The organism is Paenibacillus sp. 2TAB19, from assembly GCF_052115185.1.
In the GTDB taxonomy this organism is placed as follows: domain Bacteria; phylum Bacillota; class Bacilli; order Paenibacillales; family Paenibacillaceae; genus Pristimantibacillus.
In genome coordinates this window covers 13,860-34,398 of record NZ_JBFRGE010000070.1, presented here as the reverse complement: position 1 = coordinate 34,398, position 20,539 = coordinate 13,860, and the positions used below count along the sequence as shown (strand labels likewise).

22 protein-coding genes are annotated in these 20,539 nt (G+C 48.9%); 8 read left to right on the top strand and 14 right to left on the bottom strand.

Annotation, left to right across the window (positions count from 1 at the left end):
* The first annotated feature begins 107 nt into the window (after nt 1-107).
* Nucleotides 108-1,160, top strand: coding sequence for a methyl-accepting chemotaxis protein (locus AB4Z33_RS24165; RefSeq protein WP_442052341.1), 1,053 nt, complete (start codon nt 108-110; stop codon nt 1,158-1,160).
* Nucleotides 1,161-1,239: 79 nt separating this feature from the next.
* Here AB4Z33_RS24165 and AB4Z33_RS24160 read toward each other — a convergent pair whose 3' ends face one another.
* Nucleotides 1,240-2,055, bottom strand: coding sequence for a (2Fe-2S)-binding protein (locus tag AB4Z33_RS24160; protein ID WP_442052342.1), 816 nt, complete (start codon nt 2,053-2,055; stop codon nt 1,240-1,242).
* A gap of 216 nt (nt 2,056-2,271) precedes the next feature.
* Between AB4Z33_RS24160 and AB4Z33_RS24155 the strand changes: the two genes are divergently transcribed.
* On the top strand, nt 2,272-3,075 hold the full coding sequence (locus tag AB4Z33_RS24155) for a polysaccharide deacetylase family protein (protein ID WP_442052340.1): 804 nt from the start codon (nt 2,272-2,274) through the stop codon (nt 3,073-3,075).
* A 45-nt stretch (nt 3,076-3,120) separates the two neighbouring features.
* On the opposite strand, the gene AB4Z33_RS24150 is transcribed toward AB4Z33_RS24155, so the two are convergent.
* The 8 genes from AB4Z33_RS24150 to yicI form a co-directional block, all read right to left on the bottom strand.
* Nucleotides 3,121-3,762: a 3D domain-containing protein gene (locus AB4Z33_RS24150; RefSeq protein WP_442052339.1), complete on the bottom strand. Its 642-nt coding sequence runs from the start codon at nt 3,760-3,762 to the stop codon at nt 3,121-3,123.
* 143 nt (nt 3,763-3,905) lie between these two features.
* On the bottom strand, nt 3,906-4,700 hold the full coding sequence (locus AB4Z33_RS24145; protein WP_442052338.1) for a CAP domain-containing protein: 795 nt from the start codon (nt 4,698-4,700) through the stop codon (nt 3,906-3,908).
* Between the two features lie 312 nt (nt 4,701-5,012).
* Entirely contained in the window at nt 5,013-5,963 is a 951-nt protein-coding gene (locus AB4Z33_RS24140; protein WP_442052337.1) for a DUF4097 family beta strand repeat-containing protein, read from the bottom strand.
* Entirely contained in the window at nt 5,960-6,517 is a 558-nt protein-coding gene (locus tag AB4Z33_RS24135) for an HAAS signaling domain-containing protein (RefSeq protein ID WP_442052336.1), read from the bottom strand. Before AB4Z33_RS24135 ends, AB4Z33_RS24140 begins: the two co-directional genes overlap by 4 nt.
* Entirely contained in the window at nt 6,514-6,834 is a 321-nt protein-coding gene (locus AB4Z33_RS24130) for a PadR family transcriptional regulator (protein ID WP_337098143.1), read from the bottom strand. Before AB4Z33_RS24130 ends, AB4Z33_RS24135 begins: the two co-directional genes overlap by 4 nt.
* 211 nt (nt 6,835-7,045) lie before the next feature.
* A complete protein-coding gene (locus tag AB4Z33_RS24125; protein ID WP_442052335.1) occupies nt 7,046-8,065 on the bottom strand; it encodes a Gfo/Idh/MocA family protein in 1,020 nt (339 codons plus the stop codon).
* A gap of 46 nt (nt 8,066-8,111) precedes the next feature.
* On the bottom strand, nt 8,112-8,879 hold the full coding sequence (locus tag AB4Z33_RS24120; protein WP_442052334.1) for a sugar phosphate isomerase/epimerase family protein: 768 nt from the start codon (nt 8,877-8,879) through the stop codon (nt 8,112-8,114).
* Nucleotides 8,880-9,101: 222 nt separating this feature from the next.
* Nucleotides 9,102-11,426 carry an alpha-xylosidase gene (gene yicI / locus AB4Z33_RS24115; RefSeq protein ID WP_442052333.1) on the bottom strand — a complete coding sequence of 775 codons (2,325 nt, stop codon included), beginning with the start codon at nt 11,424-11,426 and terminating at the stop codon, nt 9,102-9,104.
* Between the two features lie 168 nt (nt 11,427-11,594).
* Here yicI and AB4Z33_RS24110 point away from each other — a divergent pair, with 168 nt between their 5' ends.
* From AB4Z33_RS24110 to AB4Z33_RS24100, 3 genes are all read left to right on the top strand, one after another.
* Nucleotides 11,595-12,497, top strand: coding sequence for an AraC family transcriptional regulator (locus AB4Z33_RS24110; RefSeq protein ID WP_442052332.1), 903 nt, complete (start codon nt 11,595-11,597; stop codon nt 12,495-12,497).
* Between the two features lie 148 nt (nt 12,498-12,645).
* Complete coding sequence (locus tag AB4Z33_RS24105; protein WP_442052331.1) at nt 12,646-12,873, top strand: 3-dehydroquinate dehydratase; 228 nt, start codon at nt 12,646-12,648, stop codon at nt 12,871-12,873.
* A 150-nt stretch (nt 12,874-13,023) separates the two neighbouring features.
* Entirely contained in the window at nt 13,024-13,926 is a 903-nt protein-coding gene (locus tag AB4Z33_RS24100; protein WP_442052330.1) for an ArsR/SmtB family transcription factor, read from the top strand.
* Between the two features lie 9 nt (nt 13,927-13,935).
* Here the strand turns inward: AB4Z33_RS24100 and AB4Z33_RS24095 are convergent, their stop codons facing one another.
* A complete protein-coding gene (locus tag AB4Z33_RS24095; RefSeq protein WP_442052329.1) occupies nt 13,936-14,553 on the bottom strand; it encodes a hypothetical protein in 618 nt (205 codons plus the stop codon).
* A 97-nt stretch (nt 14,554-14,650) separates the two neighbouring features.
* On the bottom strand, nt 14,651-15,919 hold the full coding sequence (locus tag AB4Z33_RS24090) for an MFS transporter (RefSeq protein ID WP_442052328.1): 1,269 nt from the start codon (nt 15,917-15,919) through the stop codon (nt 14,651-14,653).
* Between the two features lie 276 nt (nt 15,920-16,195).
* Between AB4Z33_RS24090 and AB4Z33_RS24085 the strand changes: the two genes are divergently transcribed.
* On the top strand, nt 16,196-17,110 hold the full coding sequence (locus AB4Z33_RS24085) for an ROK family protein (RefSeq protein WP_442052327.1): 915 nt from the start codon (nt 16,196-16,198) through the stop codon (nt 17,108-17,110).
* 68 nt (nt 17,111-17,178) lie between these two features.
* Here the strand turns inward: AB4Z33_RS24085 and rbsK are convergent, their stop codons facing one another.
* Nucleotides 17,179-18,111 (bottom strand): ribokinase, encoded by a 933-nt coding sequence (gene rbsK, locus AB4Z33_RS24080; protein ID WP_442052326.1) that lies wholly within the window; start codon nt 18,109-18,111, stop codon nt 17,179-17,181.
* 56 nt (nt 18,112-18,167) lie between these two features.
* Here rbsK and AB4Z33_RS24075 point away from each other — a divergent pair, with 56 nt between their 5' ends.
* Nucleotides 18,168-18,713, top strand: a complete 546-nt coding sequence (locus AB4Z33_RS24075; protein ID WP_442052325.1) for a hypothetical protein — start codon at nt 18,168-18,170, stop codon at nt 18,711-18,713.
* 58 nt (nt 18,714-18,771) lie between these two features.
* Here AB4Z33_RS24075 and AB4Z33_RS24070 read toward each other — a convergent pair whose 3' ends face one another.
* The gene (locus AB4Z33_RS24070) at nt 18,772-19,140 is read right to left on the bottom strand and encodes a DoxX family protein (RefSeq protein ID WP_442052324.1); all 369 of its coding nucleotides are present in this window, start codon (nt 19,138-19,140) and stop codon (nt 18,772-18,774) included.
* Nucleotides 19,141-19,295: 155 nt separating this feature from the next.
* Here AB4Z33_RS24070 and AB4Z33_RS24065 point away from each other — a divergent pair, with 155 nt between their 5' ends.
* Entirely contained in the window at nt 19,296-19,652 is a 357-nt protein-coding gene (locus AB4Z33_RS24065; protein WP_442052323.1) for a winged helix-turn-helix transcriptional regulator, read from the top strand.
* Nucleotides 19,653-19,748: 96 nt separating this feature from the next.
* Here the strand turns inward: AB4Z33_RS24065 and AB4Z33_RS24060 are convergent, their stop codons facing one another.
* Nucleotides 19,749-20,525 (bottom strand): YheC/YheD family protein, encoded by a 777-nt coding sequence (locus AB4Z33_RS24060; protein WP_442052322.1) that lies wholly within the window; start codon nt 20,523-20,525, stop codon nt 19,749-19,751.
* Nucleotides 20,526-20,539: the final 14 nt, after the last annotated feature.

Genomic DNA, 20,539 nt, shown 5'->3' with positions numbered 1-20,539 from the left:
ATACAGCGGACCACCCTCCGTCATCACCCAAATGAAATCGAAATTGACTGCCGTCCAAATGACATGAATGAAAATAATGGAAGGCGATCAACCATTCCTTCGATGAGATGTCAAACACGGCGTTCCGAATTTCCAAAGGCGATTTTACGCAAAAAATTGATATGACCTCTTCCGTTGCACTGGGCGAGCTGGGACATGCTTTTAACAGTATGATCGACAAGCTGAAGGACATATTGACCGAGACATCCAATATTACCCGTCATGTATCCGAAACAAGCAGAAGCATCTTCGATAAGAACAGCAACATTAAGATCGCGATGGAGCAGGTCGCTGCCTCTGCCAATGAGCTTGCAACCGGGGCAAATGAAATATCCGAGGATGTCGCCGATATGAGCGATTCCATTCACGAAATTGAAATGCGCGTTACATCGTACGCAAGCGCTACGAAAGAAATGAACAATCGGTCCGAGCACACGCTTCAGCTCGTCGAGAAAGGCCGACAAGCGCTTGAAGTACAGTCCGACGGGATGCGCCGCAACGTAGAGGCTACAGCTAAAGTGTCGATGACAATCGAAGAGCTTGCCCGCAAAGCTCAGGGCATATCGGCTATTACGAAGACGATCTCCGACCTGGCTGAGCAGACCAACCTGCTGTCGCTTAACGCTTCCATCGAAGCTGCTAGAGCGGGAGAGCATGGCAGAGGTTTCGCTATTGTAGCGCAGGAGGTGCGCAAGTTAGCCGAAGAGTCGACGTCTTCTACCAAGCAAGTATTCACGCTCGTGAAGAGCATCGATGAAGGCATTAAACATACGATCAGCAATATGAAGGTTAATGAAGAGGTTGTACATATGCAGACTGAGCGTATTCGCGAATCGGAGCTTGTATTTGCCGAAATCGTTCAAAGCGTTCAATTCATTACCGAGCAGATCTACGCATTCGCGCAAGAAAGCGATTCGATGCTTGAGAGCGCTCGCAAAATCGCAGGAGCCATTCAGAATATTTCGGCAATCACCMAGCAATCGGCTGCCGGCACCGAGCAAGTATCCGCTTCGATGAACGAGCAAATTACTTCGGTAYAAACCGTCGTTACGGAAACAGAGCGTATGTTAACGATGGCTACCCAGCTTCAACGGACGATCCAAGTATTCAAAGTGAAATAAACAGTCATTCATTAGGAAAAGCCCCTCAGAGAGACCGGTGTGAAGTGCCGGGCCTCTGAGGGGCTTTTTCTCCTATATTCTATAATTGCGCTTGATTCTCCATACGATACGCTTCTCGTCGGCTCTCCCGCTCGCTTTCCTTCAGGCGCGGGCATGTAAAGCAATAATAGCCGCTGTCGACCAAGTAATACAAACAGCAAGAGGACTTCATACGCATTTGCTTGTTCGGATCCTGAAGCGATTCCGTCATGTGAAACTTAACGGCTAACGGATTTTTGTTTCTTCCGAACAACGCCGGATCAAGCTCCTTGACCAGCTTGTAATTGGCCTCCGCCTTTTGCTTAACAGAATCGCATTGGGCGGACGCCATCAATCGATCATAGCCATAGGCAAGGGAGGTAGGCAATTGCCCCCATAACATCGCGCTCTTAAGCGTTCCAGCCCGTTCAATCGACTCGTAGATCGGTCTCACCGTATGAGCGAAGTAATCGCCCAGCTTCTTCGCCTTCCAAAGCTCGACCTCTCCCTCATCATCTGGTCCGTTGACCCAATCTGTATGATTAAGCTTCAATGCGCAGCTAACATATTTGCGATCTTGATAAGTTGCTTCATGTACTTGGAACTGAATATTTTCAAGCGATAGATCGAGCGTTTTGTTCCATGCCGACAGCATATACAGCATACCAAGCATCGGACCTCTGAACCAGCCTGCCATATACACCTCGGCTACCGAAATATCGGTGCCTTTCACTAATGGCATATATGAATTAAGAACTTGCTTCATTATATTCTCATTCAACAAATCAGTTGCCGCGCAACTAAATAGGATGCTCTCTTTGTCGTGAACAGCTAAGTTAAACTCATCATCCAACAAAGCTGCTATCGCCTCATCCATATTCAAATCCATCCCCTCCTACAATCGCAAACGGCTTCCGCCGTCTATTGACGGCTGCTGCACTATGAATGCACATGATAATCGTTTTCATTATATCGTCTCTTCCTCGGATTGACAATGCGCATGAAAAGATGACGGTCGGGAACACTAGCCGCATTGCCTGTTCCACAATAATCGATCGGAGATTGAAGCTGAATGCGCACACAACGACTCTCTATGGCAATGAAATCGGCCGTACTGCTCCTTATTTGCTTAATGCTGCATGCCGGAATTGGCACTTCATCGTCTAGAACATCCTTTGTGTATGCTTCCCTTAAACCGAAACAGGCCGCGAAACAACAGCGTAAAGACGACATGTCATGGGTGAAGCTGCAAAAACAATTTCCCGACAATTACGTGCTTAACGGACCTCGCAATTCGAGGAAGGTTGCTCTTACATTTGATGATGCGCCTGATCCGAGATATACGCCGGCCATCCTTGATATTTTGGCCCAATATGACGTATGCGCAACGTTTTTTATTGTTGGCAACCGTGCGCAGAAGCATCCGCAGCTTGTTCAGCGCATTCAACGTGAAGGCCATACGATTGGCAATCATTCTTACGATCACGCTGTTATGTCTAAACTATCGCTTAGCAGCTATCGCAAGCAAATATGGAGTACTGACGCAATCCTCAAGAACATTATAGGTTATTCACCGCGTTATGTACGCCCTCCGTACGGGGAGCTGTTGCCGCAGCAGGTGAGATGGAGCAAGCTAGCGGGTTATACAATCGTGAATTGGGATGTCGATTCCGTTGATTGGAAGAACAGTCCAAGCTCAGCCGTGCTTCGCAACATCAAGAAGACGCTCCAGCCAGGCTCGATCATTCTCCAGCATGCAGGCGGCGGTGATGGACAAGACCTCTCGGGGACGGTTAAGGCATTGCCGCAGCTCATCCTCCTATTAAGGAACAAGGGCTACGAGCTGGTCACCTTGCCAGAGCTGCTCGGCAAGTCGGCCGATCGGCCTATACAATGAAAGAAGGCAGACCCCATGACTTATGAAGGGTCTGCCTTAATTTCATTATTCCAAAATATAAATTTTCACTTGCTGAATGCCGAACTTCATCGCTTTGCTCTGACTGTCAGGAACAAAAATGTCGATTCGATTGCCTTTGATCGAGCCGCCGATATCGGTTGCCGTTGCGATCATACCGCCTTGCGGCAATCCATTGTAGTCATAGCCGGTCACATAAAGTTTCGTTCCAAGCGGAATCATCTTCGGGTCTACAGCAATCGTACCTACCTTCAGGCTATTGCCGAAGTAATCGAGCCCAGCCCAGCCGCCGTTCTCGGAAGCAGCCGCCGTATAGGCTGTCGCTTTCACTAGAAGCGACTGGGAATAAGCATACGATTTGCCGCTTAGCGCCGTTACCTTAGAAGCTGTTGTATCGGATGCCTCATTCGCAGCCATAGCTGTAACCTTGTTCGCTGCAGTGTTGCCCGTGGCCGGAATAGTCAACCTAAGGCCTTTATATATATTGTCCGGTTTCACGTTGGGATTAGCTTTCATGATCGAATCAATGGAAACGTCGTATTTCTGAGATAGCTTCCAGAAGGTCGTGCTCTCACCTGCGATATGAGTCCTAGAGGCAGCGTTAACAGAGCTCGATGCAAATAGTACCGATAATCCAACGACTGCTGCGGCGATCATAGTTTTGTTCAAGTCGATATCCTCCTTACGCAAATCGATGCGCTAAGTATTGTTGTCGTTCTCATCAGTATGTGCTTTCATTTCCTTGAAAAAAAGAAACGACAGGGGCGAATGCGCCCCTGTCGTCAATCTCGGGCATTCCAACTGCTTAATGCTTAGCCGATGAACATTTGAACCCATTCGCCGTTCACATAACCAACGCCGATTTTGGTAAAGCTTCCGTTCAAGATGTTGGCACGGTGGCCTGAGCTATTCATCCATGCTGTCATAACCTCTTGCGGAGTACGTTGACCCGAAGCGATATTCTCGCCTGCATAGGAATAAGTGACTCCGAATTGGCGCATCATATCGAATGGCGAACCGTAAGTCGGTGAAGTATGGCTAAAGTAGTTGTTCACGTCCATATCGCGAGCTTTCTCCGTAGCTACCTTCGTCAGCAACGTATCAACCTTAAGAGCGGAAAGGCCTGCTTTAGCGCGCTCTTGGTTCACTAGATCAACGACTTGGGATTGGAAAGCGCTAAGACCAGTGCTAGGCGCTGTCGAAGGTGCTGGTGTCGTTGTCGGCTTTGTTGTTGGCTTTGCAGTAGGAGCTGGCGTCGCAACCGGCTTTGTTGTTGGCTTCGTTGTCGGAGCTGGCGTTACCACCGGCTTCGTTGTTGGAGCTGGAGTTGGGTTAGTCACATTACCCGTTCCTGTATTGCCGCCTGTCGAAGGCAATGTAATGGTGCATCCGTTAAACAGGATCTTACCCAAATCGATGTTGCTAAGGTCAATTCCGTATTTGTTCGCGATTTGGTTAATCGCGTCTTGATTAAATGCGAAAGTATGAACGTTGGAGTTCGTCTTCACTACAGGTGCGGCACCTGCCGTTTGAGCCGAAACACCCGCACCGATCATCGTTGCTGCGATAATGCTGGCGACACCTACACGTATTGGTTGCATCTTCATGAAATTTTCCTCCTAAAAAGATATTATTATTTATACAAAACGTCTTGCGACTGTCATTCCAATGAGACAGTGCTTGTTTTGTATGCGTTCGGTCATCCCCGACGCCACTTATCTTAACATGGGGTTTTTGGCGATTCATGACACAAAAACTGCCAATTCGGACAAAATAACGGTCAAATCCGCACTGTCACTGCTTTATGAGAATCTGCTAATTTGCGATTCTAGCCTTTTTTCATGCGAAAAAAGCCTTAAGGAACAACAAAAAAGCATACATACGGACCTAACCGCATGTATGCCTTCTACTGTCTCTACTTAATCGATTCCAAGCTTGATATTGCCCGTTTCCGACTCCGCTTCGATCTTGATTGCGCCGCTTCCAAGCTTGCCGCTATACGCATGCTCGGTATGCATTGAGGCTTCAATGCCTTTCCAATCGATGTCCCGATTGCCATGCGCATGCTTCAAAACAATTTCCGCCGATTCCGGCTGTTTCTCGACTTCTAAACGGATATTGCCATGGTTTGTTGTTAAAGAGACGTTATCTTTCAATTCATCCGCATTAAAGCGAATATTGCTGCTCTTCGTGCTTCCTTGGACAGCGCCTACTCCATCTTCGATCGTAATATTGCCATGATCGGAATGTACCTTTAATTGTCCGACACTGTATGTTTCGAGCTTAATATTGCCGCTGCTGCTCTGCAGCTCCACATTGTCGCCGGTTACGTTCTCCAGATCCATATTGCCATGACTTGCCGTCAGCTTCACAATGCCGGCTTGCAGCTCCTCAGTATCGATATTTCCGCTTCCCAACGTAATAACAGCTTCCTTGGCCGTTAAATGCTCGATATCGATATTGCTATGCTTTGAATCTAATTCAATGCTATCCCATAGCCGATCAGGCAGCTCGATAACGAGGTCAACATCAACATAATTGAAGCCTACAAAAAAGATATCCTTATAGTCTGCATGGATCTTGGCTGTATCGCCTTCAGCTTCCGCTGTTAGTTCGAACCGATCCACATATTTTTTGCTTGCGCGGCCATCGATACTTACTTTGATATCGCTTGTCGCGCTCCGCTTTATCTCGATATTCACACTGTCTGAATCCACTTTAATGTTATGGATATCTTTCGCATCAATCGTTTTCTCCACTAGAACGGCTTCCGTTCCGAAAGTCTTCAAATCCTGCATATTAAAGGTCATAAAGACGCCGATAATTCCAGCAATCAGCATAATGACGGCAAACGTCGCTAGCTTCTTCATTTCGAATTCCCCCTAACGACACGCGTGTTGAACTTCAAATATTTCAAAGTCATAATGTAGAAAAGGCTCGTTAGTTTCTTTAGCCCGATCCCAAGCAAAATGGATACCGAGAAGCATATTAGCGCCAGCGACAGAGCTTGCGGCTTCGTGAAGGTCTCTACCCAGAAGCTGTCCGCGATGGTTGCAAAGCCCACAAAGGCGATTGACAGCGCCACAGCCCACATGGAGAGCAATACGGCTGCTAATGCCACATAAGGTCCGATGATAAAGATCAAATTGAATAGTCCGAGACTAACGGTTGCGAACACGGCGCGCGACAGTCCTCTATAGGTTTTGCTCGTCTCGGCTTGCTCTACGCGATAACCGAGCAGCAGCTCTCCGGCGATATGTCTTGGGTCGCCCAGCTCAAGAGCGGCTTCCTCCTCGCTCTGGCCGTTCTGCGCAGCCTGCTCGAAGTGCAAATAATAATCGTAGAGCCATTCCTTACGCTGCTCTTCGGACACATTCCTGAGCAGCCTGTTCAGCTCGTTCATATAAGACTGTTTTGTCATCATGGCCTCAATCCATCCTCTACTATTTCATTGACTGCTTTCGTAAACGAATTCCATTCTGAGATCAGCATTCGCATGTGACTCCAGCCTTCGGGCGTCAAATGATAATATTTGCGCGGCGGTCCTTCGGTCGATTCCTTCAAATATGTGGAGAAGAACCCCTCTTGCGTAAGCCGGTTAAGCAGGGGATAGACACTGCCCACTGCAAGCTCGAACTTCTCAGATATCATGACGGCAAGCTCATAGCCGTAGCGATCACCTCTTGTCGTTAGGACGAGAACACATATTTCGAGAACGCCTTTTTTAAACTGAATGTTCATTCCGTATCCTCCAATTGCGTAATGCACGTACTTAATATTGTTAGGTATTCATTAATGTAGAATAGCTTATCGCAAGCACGCGTCTTTTTCGATCAATCTTCAGTAACTATACAATACCATGTAGTATTCTACAATGCAATATAGTGATTACAAAAAATACCACCATCAAGGGCCGAAGCCGCTTGACGGTGGTATTCCTGTTCAACGGTGATTAGTTAACGCTAACGAACTTGCCTGTAGCTTGCGATTCGAATGCGCACAAGATCACTTTAAGCGACGCGCGTCCGTCTTCGCCAGTTACCGCTGGAGTCGTGTTGTTCACAATGCTCTCGATGAATGCATCGATTACACCGCTCGATTCTTGCTTATCGTTGGTCGAGATAGCGCCTACTTTGTGTTTCTCAACCGTACCGTTGCGCAGCTCAACGATAACTTGATCGTCTGGATGCGTTCCGATCTTCATAACGCCGTTCTCGCACCATAGAATCGTGCTGTTGTCTTCGCCTTTGTAGTACGTCCAGCTTGCAACAAGCGTACCCATCGTGCCGCTCTTCATACGAATCAAGCAAGCCGCGTTGTCGTCTACATCCGTATCTTTGTGCTGTGTGCCAACGAAAGCTGCGATCTCAGAAACTTCGTCGTTCAGCATCCAACGGATAAGGTCGGACTTGTGTACGCCAAGGTCGCCCATTGCGCCCATGATTGCTTCAGGCTTGCGGAAGAACCAGCTGCTAGCGCCGTCGATCGACCAGTTGTCTGGACCCGGGTGTCCGAAGGACGTACGGAACGTAAGCACTTTGCCGAGTATGCCGGATTCAAGAATTTGCTTCGCCTTCACGTGCGGAGGCATGAAACGTTGGTTTTGGCCAACCATCAGATGTACGTTGTTTTTCTTAGCCGCTTCGATCATTGCAGCAGCCTCTTCGTCTGTTACAGCCATTGGCTTCTCAACAAGAACGTGAACGCCAGCGTTAGCTGCAGTAATGGACATAGGTGCGTGAAGCGCGTTCGGCGTATTTACGCTTACTGCGTCAGGCTTCACTTCAGCAAGCATTTGCTCATAATCAGCAAAAGCTTTGGCGCCGAATTGATCTGCATAGTGCTGAGCGCGTTCGATGATTGGATCAACGAAAGCAACAAGCTCAACGTTCGCATGAGACGCATATTCCGGGATATGACGGTATTTCGAGATGGAACCACAACCAATGACTGCTACACGAACTTTGGACATTTAGTTTCCCCTGCCTATCTTATAAGTTAAGTTAGCGAAATATCGCTTATTTCAAATAATTGCTTTTCAACCATTCCATGCTTTCGCCAACGGATTCAAGCGGCGGATTCGCGCAAGTATCTTGCTCTACGATCAACCATTCCACGTTAGCTTTCTCAGCTGCATCAATAATCGGAAGAAGCGGCAAGTCTCCGCGGCCAAGCTCAACCGTATCGATTTGCTGGCCTTTCTCGCCGCCGCGGTAATCCTTCAGGTGAAGAAGCGGCAGACGTCCTGCGTATTTAGCGATATAAGCAAGCGGATCTACGCCGGAATATTGTACCCAGCCGATATCCATCTCTACTTTCAAATATTTCGGATCGATACGCTCGTACAAAGCGTCGAATACGATTTGGCCGTCAATCTCCACTTCGAATTCGAAATCATGGTTATGGTAAGCGAAATCAATGCCTTCAGCTTGGAAACGTTTACCGTATTGCTCAAAATTCACAAGATGAGTACGCCATGCTTCCGTATCGCGTGCGTCAACTGGCAACCAAGGGCAGATTGCATACTTCGCGCCAATCGTTTTCAAATAAGCAATTTCACCATCAAGATTTCCTTCAAGCAGGTGCAGGCCGATATGCGAGCCGATTGCTTTCAGGTTAAGCTCTTGCAACAAGTCGCGCAGCGCTTCTGCTTCCATGCCGCCGTAACCTGCGAATTCCACACCCTCGTAACCAAGTGCGGCTACCTTGCGAAGTGTGCCTTCAAAATCTTCAGCCAATACATCGCGCAGCGTATACAGCTGCAAACCGATACTGAGTCGTGTCATGCGAGTAGCACTCCTTTATATAATCATATTGTGTTCATGGATAAGCTCATTGCTGTACGTTTTCCATTATATATAGTACCCCATTATAAAAACAGCTAACTTATTAGCATTTTTATATGCGATTTTGGTAAATGCATGTTCCAAAATGAAAGGCCCCCTAACAGCAGCCGCTGCAACGGCCATCGTTAGGGGGCATACCGCGGTTAGACGGCGATTATACGATTATTGGATCGTGATGACGAACGATGCTTCTCCCGCTCCAGCAGCGAAGCGTGCGACTGTGCCGTCGACTTCAGCCGATGCGCCTTCAACGGAGGCAATTGCGCCAATGCCTTTGAGCRATACCGAGAACGGCTTGCCGCTCGACTTCACCTTGAAGGAAATGGAGTTGCCGCTTCTTACGGCAGAGATCGTAAGCTCAGATACGCCTTTCAGATCGCGCACAATCGTCTCCGCTGTACGGCCATCCTCCAGGTTATGCAATTGAAGCTCAACGCCGTCAGCATAATCGTAGTCCGGACGAAGATCGTTCGCGCCAAGCGCAAGGAACGAGTTCGGACGTACAAACAGCGGCAGGCTGAAGAAGTCGTACGTTTCTTTGAACCATTTGCCGCCGCAGGCAATGTCGCCGGTCAGGAAATGCGTCCATTTGCCCTCTGGCAAGTAATAGGTCACTTTGCCCGCTTCATTGAATATCGGTGCAACGAGCAGCGAATCACCCAGCATGTACTGGCGATCAAGCTGTTCGCTTGTTGGGTCTTCTGGGAATTCGAGCACCATTGCGCGCATCGAAGGAACGCCTTGCTCAGTCGCTTGTACCGCCGTATTGAACAAATACGGCATGATACGGCTCTTCAGCTTCGTGAAGTGGCGAGTAACGTCAACCGCTTCCGTGTCATATGCCCAAGGCACACGGTACGATTTGCTTCCGTGCAGACGGCTATGGCTCGACAGCAAGCCGAATGCCAACCAGCGCTTGAATACATGTGCCGGAGCCGTGCTCTCGAAGCCGCCGATGTCATGACTCCAGAAGCCGAAGCCGGACAAGCCTAACGACAATCCGCCGCGGAGACTTTCCGCCATCGACTCGTAATCCGCGTAGCAGTCGCCGCCCCAGTGAACCGGGAACTTCTGTCCGCCAGCCGTTGYGGAACGCGCGAACAACGCTGCTTCGTTTTTGCCAAGCTTCTCTTCTAGAACGTCGAACACGACTTTATTGTACTGGTACGTGTAGAAGTTGTGCATTTTGATTGGATCAGAACCGTCATGGTACACGACATCAGTCGGGATACGCTCGCCGAAGTCCGTCTTGAAGCTGTCGACGCCCATATCGACCAAATCACGAAGGTAACCTGCATACCATTCGCAAGCAGCCGGATTCGTGAAGTCGACAAGCGCCATGCCTGGCTGCCATAGATCCCATTGCCATACGTCGCCGTTTGGCTTTTTAACTAGATAGCCGTTTTGCTTGCCTTCTTCGAACAGACGGGAGCGCTGCGCAATGTAAGGATTGATCCAAACGCAAATTTTAAGACCTTTTTCTTTCAGGCGCGCAAGCATGCCGACCGGGTCCGGGAATTGACGCTCATCCCATTTGAAATCCGTCCAATGGAACTCGCGCATCCAGAAGCAGTCGAAGTGGAATACGTGAAGCGGAAGATCGCGCTCAGCCATGCCGTCAACGAATGAGTTAACCGTTGCTTCGTCGTAGTTCGTCGTGAACGACGTCGTCAGCCATAGTCCGAACGTCCATGCCGGCGGCAGCGCAGGCTTGCCCGTCAGATCGGTGTACTTTCCGAGAACTTCCTTCATGCTAGGACCGTCGATGACGAAATACTCAAGCGACTCGCCCGCCACGCTGAATTGAACCTTCTTTACTTTCTCCGAAGCAACCTCGAACGATACAAGCTCCGGATGGTTGACGAATACGCCATAACCTTTGTTCGTTATATAGAAAGGAATGTTTTTGTACGATTGCTCGGAGCTTGTACCGCCATCCTTGTTCCATAGATCGACGACTTGGCCGTTTCTAACAAACGGCGTGAAGCGTTCTCCTAGGCCGTATACCCATTCGCCTACTCCAAGATCAAGCTCTTCGCGCATGAACGCGCCATTGTTTTTCTCCGTAATGTAAGCCATTGATTTTTGCGCGCTGCCCGTAATACGTTCCGAGCCGCGGTAGAAATCGACTGCCCATTCCGGACCTTTGCGTATGCGAACGCTCAGGCTTCCGCTCGTCAATACGGCCTCGTTCTCGTTTTCCTCAATAACCGCATGGCTGCCGTCCGACTTCGATAGCTCGAAAGCAGGTCCGCGATCTACGACACCCGCGTGGTGAATGAGCTTTACGCCGATGACGCCGGGAAGCGGAGAATGAAACTGAACCGTTAGCAGCATCGTATCAAGCATATTGGAGCGTGTTAAGATCGGACGCGGCGATGCGTATGCGATCAGCTTGCCGTCCTGTTGTTCAAAGTCATGCACTTGGACTGCGCCAAGCACATCATAGCCTTCTCGAATCAGCCAGTTGCCGTCAGTAAATTTCATGATCGAACCAACCTTTCTTCATTCATCTATTGGTATAGTGTTGCATTCTTGTATAGTTGCATTATACTGATAATATTAAGAACGAACTAACAGAATAATGCTCATCTATAGCACTATTTTGATGAAATACACGCCATTCATGCAGCCAGAGGCACAAAGGAGACTGGAATGGATCAAACAACACGTCATTCCTTGAAAGAGGACCGGCTTCACGGCAACAATATGTTCCCTTTGGCCGCCTATTGGATCGAGAGGGATGAACCAGGTGCTCCAATTCTTGACTGCCATTGGCATGCGGAGGCTGAATTTTTCTTTGTGCTGGAGGGCGAGGTGCTGTTCCAGGTTGATACCGACTATTTTCCTGTCCGCGCGGGCGAAGCGGTGTTCATCGATGGCGGAGACATTCATGCCGGCCATTCACTGAATGACTCAACCTGCAAATATTGTGCGATCGTATTCGACACCCATATGCTTGCGAGCGGCAGCTTCGACGCTGTTCAAGAGAAATATGTGACACCTCTGCTGGAGAAGAAACGTACTTTCCCTAGACATATTACATCGGCGACCGAATGGGAGCGCTCGTTGCTCTCTCATCTGCGTGGCATGATGGAGGCGTACGATAATGGGCAGAACGGGTTCGAAATCGCGATCAAAGGACGGCTTTATCTCATGCTTCATGAAATATGCTCCGGGAAGCGCTTCGTTAATCGCACCGAAACGAGCAATGCCGATTCTACGAAGATTGACCGTTTGAAGACTGTCATCCTTTATATGCAGCACAATTTTCACCGTCCGATTCGAATTGCCGAGCTCGCCGACCAGATCCCAATGAGCGAAGGCCAATTTTGCCGCTTCTTCAAGACGATGACGAGACAGACACCGATTGAATATTTGAATGCCTATCGCATACGGCAAGCAACGGAGCTGCTGCTGGAGCCGGAACGCAAAATAGCGGCGATTGCGTTCGATGTCGGCTTCGAGCATATTAGCTACTTCGTTAAAGTATTTCGCAAAACGATGAAGTGTACACCTTCGCAATTCCGCAAAGAGCGCATAGGAAGCGATTCCTAACGATTCATAGCGGCTTAAGCCGTTCTAAACGGTTCAAAACCGTAGAAGTTACAATATTGTAACCTTATGCTCATTCTTTTTTAAGAATTATTTAATAATTATGCGTTACACTTATGAAAAATTGCAGATCAGGATGGAGGTCCACGCAATGAAAACGATGCTTTTATTCCAAAACAAAACGATTCCCGTATATTTAACCGATACAAATAAACAAGCAATTGAGAAACTGTCCGCGGTATTGAACCGCAAGCTGACTACCGGCAAGAACGCCCTTAAGACATGTATCAAATCCTTAATCAGCGTTGAAATCGTCGGCAKCGAGGCCACTCTTCATTCGTTGTCTGAACGGGATACGCTAACCATTTCCTTATATTAATGAAGCAAACTTAAGCTGTAATCTTGAAGGCAGACATTCGGGCGCCAAGCCCGGTGCCTGTCTTTCTTGACGTTCAATCAACCTTGAAGTTGATTAATTAACTTTGAAGTTATATGATTATGGAAAATAATCGGAATAGAGGATTTAACGATGATAATCGAGGTAAACAGCCGCAATCTGGCTTTTCTTGAATGCTTCGCCTCCGAGACGAGGGTGAAAATAATTGAATTGCTTAACGAGCGGCCGATGAACATTAAAGATATAGCAGAAGCGCTTCGAATTTCATCGGCGATCGTAACGAAGCATATTCAGAAGCTGGAGGAAGTCTCGATCGTGAGAACGGAGAGCATACCAAGTACGCGAGGCCGGCAGAAGGTATGCTTCCTCGCGCTGGAGTCGGCAACGCTTCAATTCAAAGCTCGCAAAGAGACTTCCAATCAGAATAGATATGTCGTCAACATACCGATCGGACAATATTCGCAATATGAGGTTAAGCCAACCTGCGGTTTAGCTTCAGACTCCAAAATAATCGGACTCATCGACGATCCTCGCTACTTCTCCGACCCTGAGCATGTGCAGGCAAGTCATCTGTGGTTCGCCAGCGGTTTCATTGAATATCGAATACCTAATTATTTGGTCGGCAAGCAGACTGCTAAAAACATGTCCATCTCCATGGAAATCTGTTCGGAGGCTCCGAGTTATAATGAACACTGGCCTTCAGACCTGTATTTTTACTTGAACGATATATGTCTTGGCGTATGGACCTGCCCAGGCGACTTCGGAGCAGTAAGAGGTGTTCATACACCGGAGTGGTGGGATTTGGGGACGCAGCATGGCCTGCTCAAACAAATAACCGTCGATGAGAAAGGCAGCTTCATCGACGGCATATGTATGTCTTCTATAACGATTAACGATATCCCAATGGAATTCGGCGAAGACTTCCGATTCCGTATCAGCGCACCGGAAACAGCCGGCCACAATGGCGGACTCAGCATGTTCGGCAAACATTTCGGCAATTACGCGCAAGATATTAATGTCTACGTAGGCTATTAGCCGTAAAAATTACTTTGCGGATTCGGTTTGCTGTTGTTGATCGTTTGGACGCTGTCTTCCTCCGCCGCCTCCGAAGCCGCCGGTTCTAAGCGTGATCGATTCCGCTTCCAACGTGTCGTCCTTCAGATTAATGGACAAGATGTCGTCTGCTTTCAGATCAGCAAGCGCTACCGCCTTCTCGACCATCTCGTTGTTCTCGAATGTTACCGATACGATCTTCGTGGCATCCGTTACTTGAACCGCCATAGTCTCTTCGCTGAACATATTGTCCATATTCATCCGACCGCCTCCATCCTGCGGAGCTTCGCCGTCTGCAGGCGGCTCAGGCATATCCTCGCCTTCAGGAGGCTGACCAGTGCCGTCTCCTTGACCGCGGCCACCACCGAAAGTCATATTCGATTTGTACACGGTTATCGTCTGACCTTCAATGGATTTCACTTTGCCCATAAGATCGGCTTGCATGCCCATTCCCATCTGACCTCCGCCGCCAGCGCCGCCTTGCTGCGCTCCGCCTTGTGTCTGAACCTGATCCGGCTGCTCCGCAGCAGCATCTTCCTTCGTTCCGCAGCCTGTAAGAACGACCGCTAAAGCAAGTGCCCCCACTGCCCATTTCCAACTCTTGTTCATCCTACTATTCCACTCCTTCTGCCTGTTCCTGTGCCGGCATTGTAGCATAGCATTATGAACCAAAGATGAACAAGCAGTAACTACTTTGCTTATCTTCTTAACGCAGCGGCAGACTTCCGCTTCGCTCGCGGTTGCCCCATAAGAACAGCATCGTACCTACCCATCCGCAGCATGATGCGGCGATTAGCAAAGACGACATGGATAAGCTGCTCGAAAGTGTTGTACTCAAGAGCGGACCAAGCGTCCCTCTGAATCCGAACAACATTAGATGAATGCCGAATACTTTCGCTTCTTTGCCAGGCGCGAGCTTAAGCACGAAGGAAAGAATGCCAATATCCCATATGGCCTCACCAATACCTTGAATGAAATTGCCGATAAGGACAGCGGGGTAAGCTTCCCAGACACCATACAGCATCGGCACGATAGCATACGCTCCGATACCGACCATCAGTGTATATTTGATATCGAAGCGGTCGATCATCCACCCTGCAATCCAGAAAGTCAGGAGCAGCGCCGTGAAGTATGCGACTCGAGCATAACCGATCTGAATATTAGACATCTCCAGCACATCGACTTGAATGATTTGGTATAGCGGCCCGGCGAGCATATTGCCGAAGCCAGACAACGTTGTCGCACCAAGGAAGACGGCTAGCTTGCGATTTTCCTTCACGAGCTCCCATTGTTCCCGAAGAGGAAACCTGCTTTGTTTCTTTCCGAATTCATTGTGCTGCTTCGGCTTGTTGCTCTCTCCCGCTACATTCTTCTGAAGCTTTAGAGTATTGAACACTCCGATCGAGATAAACCCGGCAATCGATGCCGCGATAAGCGGACCCGAAGGACCGAATGCATCCGACCAGCTTCCAACGAGGTAAGCGAGCGGAATCATAATGATGCCCATAACTACTCGGACATACCCCATCAACCTGCCGCGCAGATCGGACGGGTACATTCGAGAAAGGAGCGAAGCATAAGCCGGGGCTTGGATGCCCATCAATAATTGGAACACTATGGCGACGATCACATACACCGAAGGGTTGGCGAACAAGGCCGGAAGCAATAACAACAATCTACCAATGGCATTCGGTATAATAACGAACGGTTTCGGATTGTTCGCCTTCTCAATCCATGTTGCCCACAATGGCGAGAACAGCAGCCCAATCGCAGGCGCTGCGCTCAGCAAACCGACTTGCAAATGACTTGCCCCCTGCTGAATCGCAAAGGCGACATAAAATTGATTAATAACAACATTGAATAAACTGAACAAACTCGTCGCCCCAAAATCAATCCGGGCATTGCGCCATACTCTAGCACTCATCGGCAAGCCTAAGCGGACGATACGGCGGTTGCTGTTACCTGAGGGTTCCATGTGGATAATTCCTTCTTCTCTAGTTATTCGTTTGACAGAGTCGCGAGCACAGAGAGAGGATCCCAAGCGCCGCAAGGGATCCTCTCTCTTCTCTAGCACATCATTTGATTTGATATTACTGCACCCTTAGCCAAATGTACAGATGAAGTTATCGGTAATACATTTGCGTTCAATTTCACCGTTCCGCATTCAATTCAGCTTCGTAATCTTCCTAATCCTGCTGGATTATGATAGACTTTCAATGAATTCGCATACAGCATATACGGAGGTAATAGAATGAGCATCGCAATCGGAATAGATATTGGGGGAACGAAGATCGCACTCGGCTTCGTTGATGAGCAAGGACAGGTGCTTGCCAAGAGCTCTCTCAAGACCGACTTGACTGTAGAGCCCAGCATCATGATCGCACGAATAGCAGATGAAGTAAAGCTGCTTAGCGAGCAGCACAACATAGCACTAGACAGCGTAATCGGCATCGGAGTTGGAGCGCCAGGCCCGCTCGATACGAAGAACGGTACGCTCACTTGCCCTCCTAACTTGAAGAGCTGGTGGGGGTTTCCTGTCGTTGACCAGCTGAAGTCGCATCTCCCGTTGCCTATAAAGATGGAGAATGACGCTACCGCAGCGGCGCTAGCAGAGAAATGGCTAGGCGCTGCTCAGGATTCCGATCACTTCATCTTTATTACGATCAGCACAGGCATTGGCGCCGGCATCTACTTGCATGGCAAGTTGCTTACCGGATCGACTGGCAATGCGGGCGATGTCGGCCATATGATCGTCGACCCTGCGGCTGGCACATGCACGTGCGGCCTGCCCGGCTGCTGGGAATGGATCGCCTCCGGCACAGCCATTACACGCCAAGCGACTGAACTGCTCGGACGCCCCGTCTCCTCGAAGGAAGCATTCGAGCTTGCTGCAGAAGGCGACGCACAGATGTCTGAGCTTGTGAATCGCGTGTTCAATTACATCGGAATGGGCTGCGTATCGCTAATCAACGTACTTGATCCGAACAAAATCGTTATCGGCGGCGGCGTATCCCAGGTTGGCGCTCCATTATTCGATGCCGTTCGGTCGTATGTAGCGAAGCATGCGCTCAACCCTTCCGGAAGAGAGACGGCAATCGTAGCCGCTCAGCTGGAGCAGGATGCAGGTCTTATCGGCGCGGCCGCGCTTGTGCAACAGCCCTATTAATAGAAGAAAAAGGCGAATCGGATACAGTCCATAAGACTTCTCCGGTTCGCCTTTTCTCATTCACCTTATTAGATAAGAAACTGTTCTATTTCTTCTCTAGAAGGAATGGAGGATTGAGCGCCTTCCTTCGTCACCGCAAGCGCCGATGCCGCCGTCGCGAACAACAAAGCTTGCCGTGTTTCCTTGCCCTCTGCGCTAGCCGCGGCGTACGCCCCGATGAATGTATCACCTGCAGCAGTTGTATCAACAGCCTTTACCCGGTAGGCCGGTACGGCAATAGCCGGCGAGCGGCCATTGCAGTAAAGGCTGCCCTTCTCGCCGAGCGTAACGATTATATTAGCGACTCCTTTGCCAATGAACCATTCCGCTGCTTCCTGCGCTGAAGTTGTATCTGCAACAGCAATGCCAGAGATAACCTGGGCTTCCGTTTCGTTAACGATAAGCGTGTCCAAGTTCGCAAGCAGCTCATCCGATATGCGCATCGCGGGCGCCGGATTGAAGAAGACGCGTGTACCGCCAGCGCTTGCGCTTCGGATGACCGACTCAGTCGTCTCCCATGGAATTTCATTTTGCAGCAAAACGATATCGATTCCCGACCAATCCTCGATCGCGGCCGCAACGTCGGCTACGGTTAACTTACCGTTCGCGCCTTTGGACAGCACGATATGATTCTCGCCTTCATGATTGACTGTAATGAAAGCCATGCCCGAGACGCCAGCCTTGCGCTGAACCAACCTTGTATCGACACCTTTGCTTTGCAGCGAGTCAATAAGCGAATCCGCATACGGATCCTCACCGACGGCGCCGACCATTGTGCAATTCCCTCCCGCACGCGCAACAGCAACAGCTTGATTCGCGCCTTTGCCACCCGGTATAAAATCATTGCCTATGCTTGCGATCGTCTCTCCTGGCTGGGGAAAATGCTCAACTTGGTTGACGACATCCATATTCATGCTTCCTACAACGAGGATATGCTTCACCCGAAACCCAATCCCTTCCATTCCCGTATCATTAATTATTGCTCAATCCTATTTTATCAAAAGGAGTCCACTATTACATGATAACCGCATTTATTATTGGCTGCGAGATCGGTTTTTGGGTGTTCGTGCTTGCAGGACTGCTGTTCAGATACATCTTCAAGCTGCCTAAGCTCGGAGCCATACTGCTTGTTTGTACTCCCTTAATCGATCTTGCGCTTATTATCGCAGCTGTATCCGATCTTAAAGATGGCGCAACAGCTACAACGATGCATGGCGTGGCGGCAATCTACATCGGCGTATCGGTCGCCTTCGGACATCGGATGATCCGCTGGGCAGACAGCCGATTCGCGTTTCGTTTCGCGGGCGGTCCACCTCCTGAAGGTAAACCGAAATTTGGCAAGGAGCACGCGAAGTACGAAAGGGTAGCTTGGTTTCATCATTTATTGGCATGGGCTATAGGCTGTGCCATCTTGTACGGCATGATCTTATTCGTGGGCGACGCCTCACGAACGGAGTCCTTGCTTGGCACGATACGAATATGGTCAATCATACTCGCCATCGATTTTGTCATCAGCATCAGCTACACCTTCTCACCGCGCAAGCAGAAGACATTGGAGCAATAAACCGAAAAAACCGTCTAGCAGGAGTATAATCCTGCTAGACGGTTTTTTTCATTCATAATTAGAACGGCTCGATTCCAAGTCGGCCAACGGCGATGAATACAGCCAGAAGCAACAGTACGACGTTCATGCCAATCGCTTGATTTTCCTTATGCTTCACGTGGAAAGCGATAGCAAGAACCATAATGACCGCTAGGCCGATTGCCGCAATGCCTGTAAGTATTGGAGCAATGTCCAGCGCGCCGGGAAGCAGCAAGCCGAGACCGCCGAGAAGTTCGGATATGCCGACGAATAGAATATATCCCGTCGAGCCATTTTTCGCCCAAGACATCGTTTCCCTCACCTTGCTAGGATTAAATGTCTTCATGACACCAGCCATCAGAAACATCAGACCAAGCAAAATCTGAGCAACCCATAATGCAATATTCATAATAGCGCACCCCTCATTACTTGAATTAACTTACTTACTTTATGTAATGTAGTTTATATTATTCATAAGGTTTCGTCAAGTGCCCTTACTACCTTCACTCACATTGTTTCTCCTGCCTGGAAAGACTATAATGTAGAAGAGAAGAGGTGATTCGTATGGAGCATGGACCGATGTGCTCTCAGTTTGAGAAGGCGATTGAATTGCTAAGCAAGCGTTGGGTCGCATTCATTATTTATCAGATGCTGCCCGGCCCCCAGCGTTTTACTCATATCGATCATTCCTTACCGAACTTAAGCGGCAAGGTGCTTTCGGACCGACTGAAGGAGCTTGAGCAGGAAGGTCTTGTAAAGCGCGACGTCTATCCGGAAATACCGGTTCGCATCGAATATTCGCTAACCGAGAAGGGACGAGCGCTCACCCCTCTATTCGTCGATATAGCAAGCTGGGCTAGTCAGTGGATTGAAGTCCCCAAAGAGATTGAATGTACTGAAGACCGCTTTTCCGATTGTTAGATCCTTAATCCTATTATATTGACGCTTTCATTATGCGTACAAAAGCCAAAAAGGAATGTTCGGCATGAGCTTATGCTCATCGAACATTCCTTTTTTTCAATCATCCTTGCGCCCATAGCTTCTTGCAAACCGCTTCATTCTCGCATACGCCTTCGAATCTATTTTCTTCAGCGGGTGAAATTGCGGATGGTTGGTGTTAACCTCAAGTACCCATAGACGCTGCTTCTTATCGTATGCAAAATCAATGCCCATCTCATGCATGCCAGTGCGATATTTGCTTAAGCTGTTCGCGATCTTAAGCGCCTTGGAGGTTAGCTCCCGCTTCCGCTTGGCTGTTCGAGAGGCCGACAGGCCTTGTTTACGCCCCAGCTTCTGCAGTGAATAAATAACGCCGCCCTGATAATAATTCGTTACAATCTTGCCTTTCGCGCCTACCTTTACGAGAAAACCGTTGAACGTCCATGAACCGCCAGGCTTGCGCTGCACCATCGCGCGAATATCATATGACCTGCCGTTAACCTTATCAAGATTAATCGCTTTTTGAATAATCAGTTTGCTGGGCGACTTCGATTTGATCCGCTGGTAGGCTTCCTTGACTGTACGGTAATGATGGACGAGTTGCTTGCGATTGGCGATTTCCTTCAACGTCAGCCCATGGCCCTTCTTCGTCAACTTAAAGATGCCTATTCCTTGCGATCCTGTATTCGGCTTAATGTACACTTTCCCGAAATGCTCCACCAACGATCTCAGATTATTTAGATGAAACGATTCCGTACGAGGGATCATCGACTTCAGCTTCGGATTCGCCGTTAACAGCTTGCTTACTTTGAGCTTGCCGCGAATATTCCGACTTGTGTATTTCTTCTTATACATAGAAATTCACCTCA

Coding starts and splice junctions, on each gene's coding strand:
- AB4Z33_RS24160 (WP_442052342.1), bottom strand. CDS start 2,055: ATGGATGAGGCGATAGCAGCTTTGTTGGATGATGAGTTTAACTTAGCT.
- AB4Z33_RS24155 (WP_442052340.1), top strand. CDS start 2,272: ATGGCAATGAAATCGGCCGTACTGCTCCTTATTTGCTTAATGCTGCAT.
- AB4Z33_RS24145 (WP_442052338.1), bottom strand. CDS start 4,700: ATGAAGATGCAACCAATACGTGTAGGTGTCGCCAGCATTATCGCAGCA.
- AB4Z33_RS24140 (WP_442052337.1), bottom strand. CDS start 5,963: ATGAAGAAGCTAGCGACGTTTGCCGTCATTATGCTGATTGCTGGAATT.
- AB4Z33_RS24135 (WP_442052336.1), bottom strand. CDS start 6,517: ATGATGACAAAACAGTCTTATATGAACGAGCTGAACAGGCTGCTCAGG.
- AB4Z33_RS24130 (WP_337098143.1), bottom strand. CDS start 6,834: ATGAACATTCAGTTTAAAAAAGGCGTTCTCGAAATATGTGTTCTCGTC.
- AB4Z33_RS24125 (WP_442052335.1), bottom strand. CDS start 8,065: ATGTCCAAAGTTCGTGTAGCAGTCATTGGTTGTGGTTCCATCTCGAAA.
- AB4Z33_RS24120 (WP_442052334.1), bottom strand. CDS start 8,879: ATGACACGACTCAGTATCGGTTTGCAGCTGTATACGCTGCGCGATGTA.
- AB4Z33_RS24110 (WP_442052332.1), top strand. CDS start 11,595: ATGGATCAAACAACACGTCATTCCTTGAAAGAGGACCGGCTTCACGGC.
- AB4Z33_RS24100 (WP_442052330.1), top strand. CDS start 13,024: ATGATAATCGAGGTAAACAGCCGCAATCTGGCTTTTCTTGAATGCTTC.
- AB4Z33_RS24095 (WP_442052329.1), bottom strand. CDS start 14,553: ATGAACAAGAGTTGGAAATGGGCAGTGGGGGCACTTGCTTTAGCGGTC.
- AB4Z33_RS24090 (WP_442052328.1), bottom strand. CDS start 15,919: ATGGAACCCTCAGGTAACAGCAACCGCCGTATCGTCCGCTTAGGCTTG.
- AB4Z33_RS24085 (WP_442052327.1), top strand. CDS start 16,196: ATGAGCATCGCAATCGGAATAGATATTGGGGGAACGAAGATCGCACTC.
- rbsK (WP_442052326.1), bottom strand. CDS start 18,111: ATGGAAGGGATTGGGTTTCGGGTGAAGCATATCCTCGTTGTAGGAAGC.
- AB4Z33_RS24075 (WP_442052325.1), top strand. CDS start 18,168: ATGATAACCGCATTTATTATTGGCTGCGAGATCGGTTTTTGGGTGTTC.
- AB4Z33_RS24070 (WP_442052324.1), bottom strand. CDS start 19,140: ATGAATATTGCATTATGGGTTGCTCAGATTTTGCTTGGTCTGATGTTT.
- AB4Z33_RS24065 (WP_442052323.1), top strand. CDS start 19,296: ATGGAGCATGGACCGATGTGCTCTCAGTTTGAGAAGGCGATTGAATTG.
- AB4Z33_RS24060 (WP_442052322.1), bottom strand. CDS start 20,525: ATGTATAAGAAGAAATACACAAGTCGGAATATTCGCGGCAAGCTCAAA.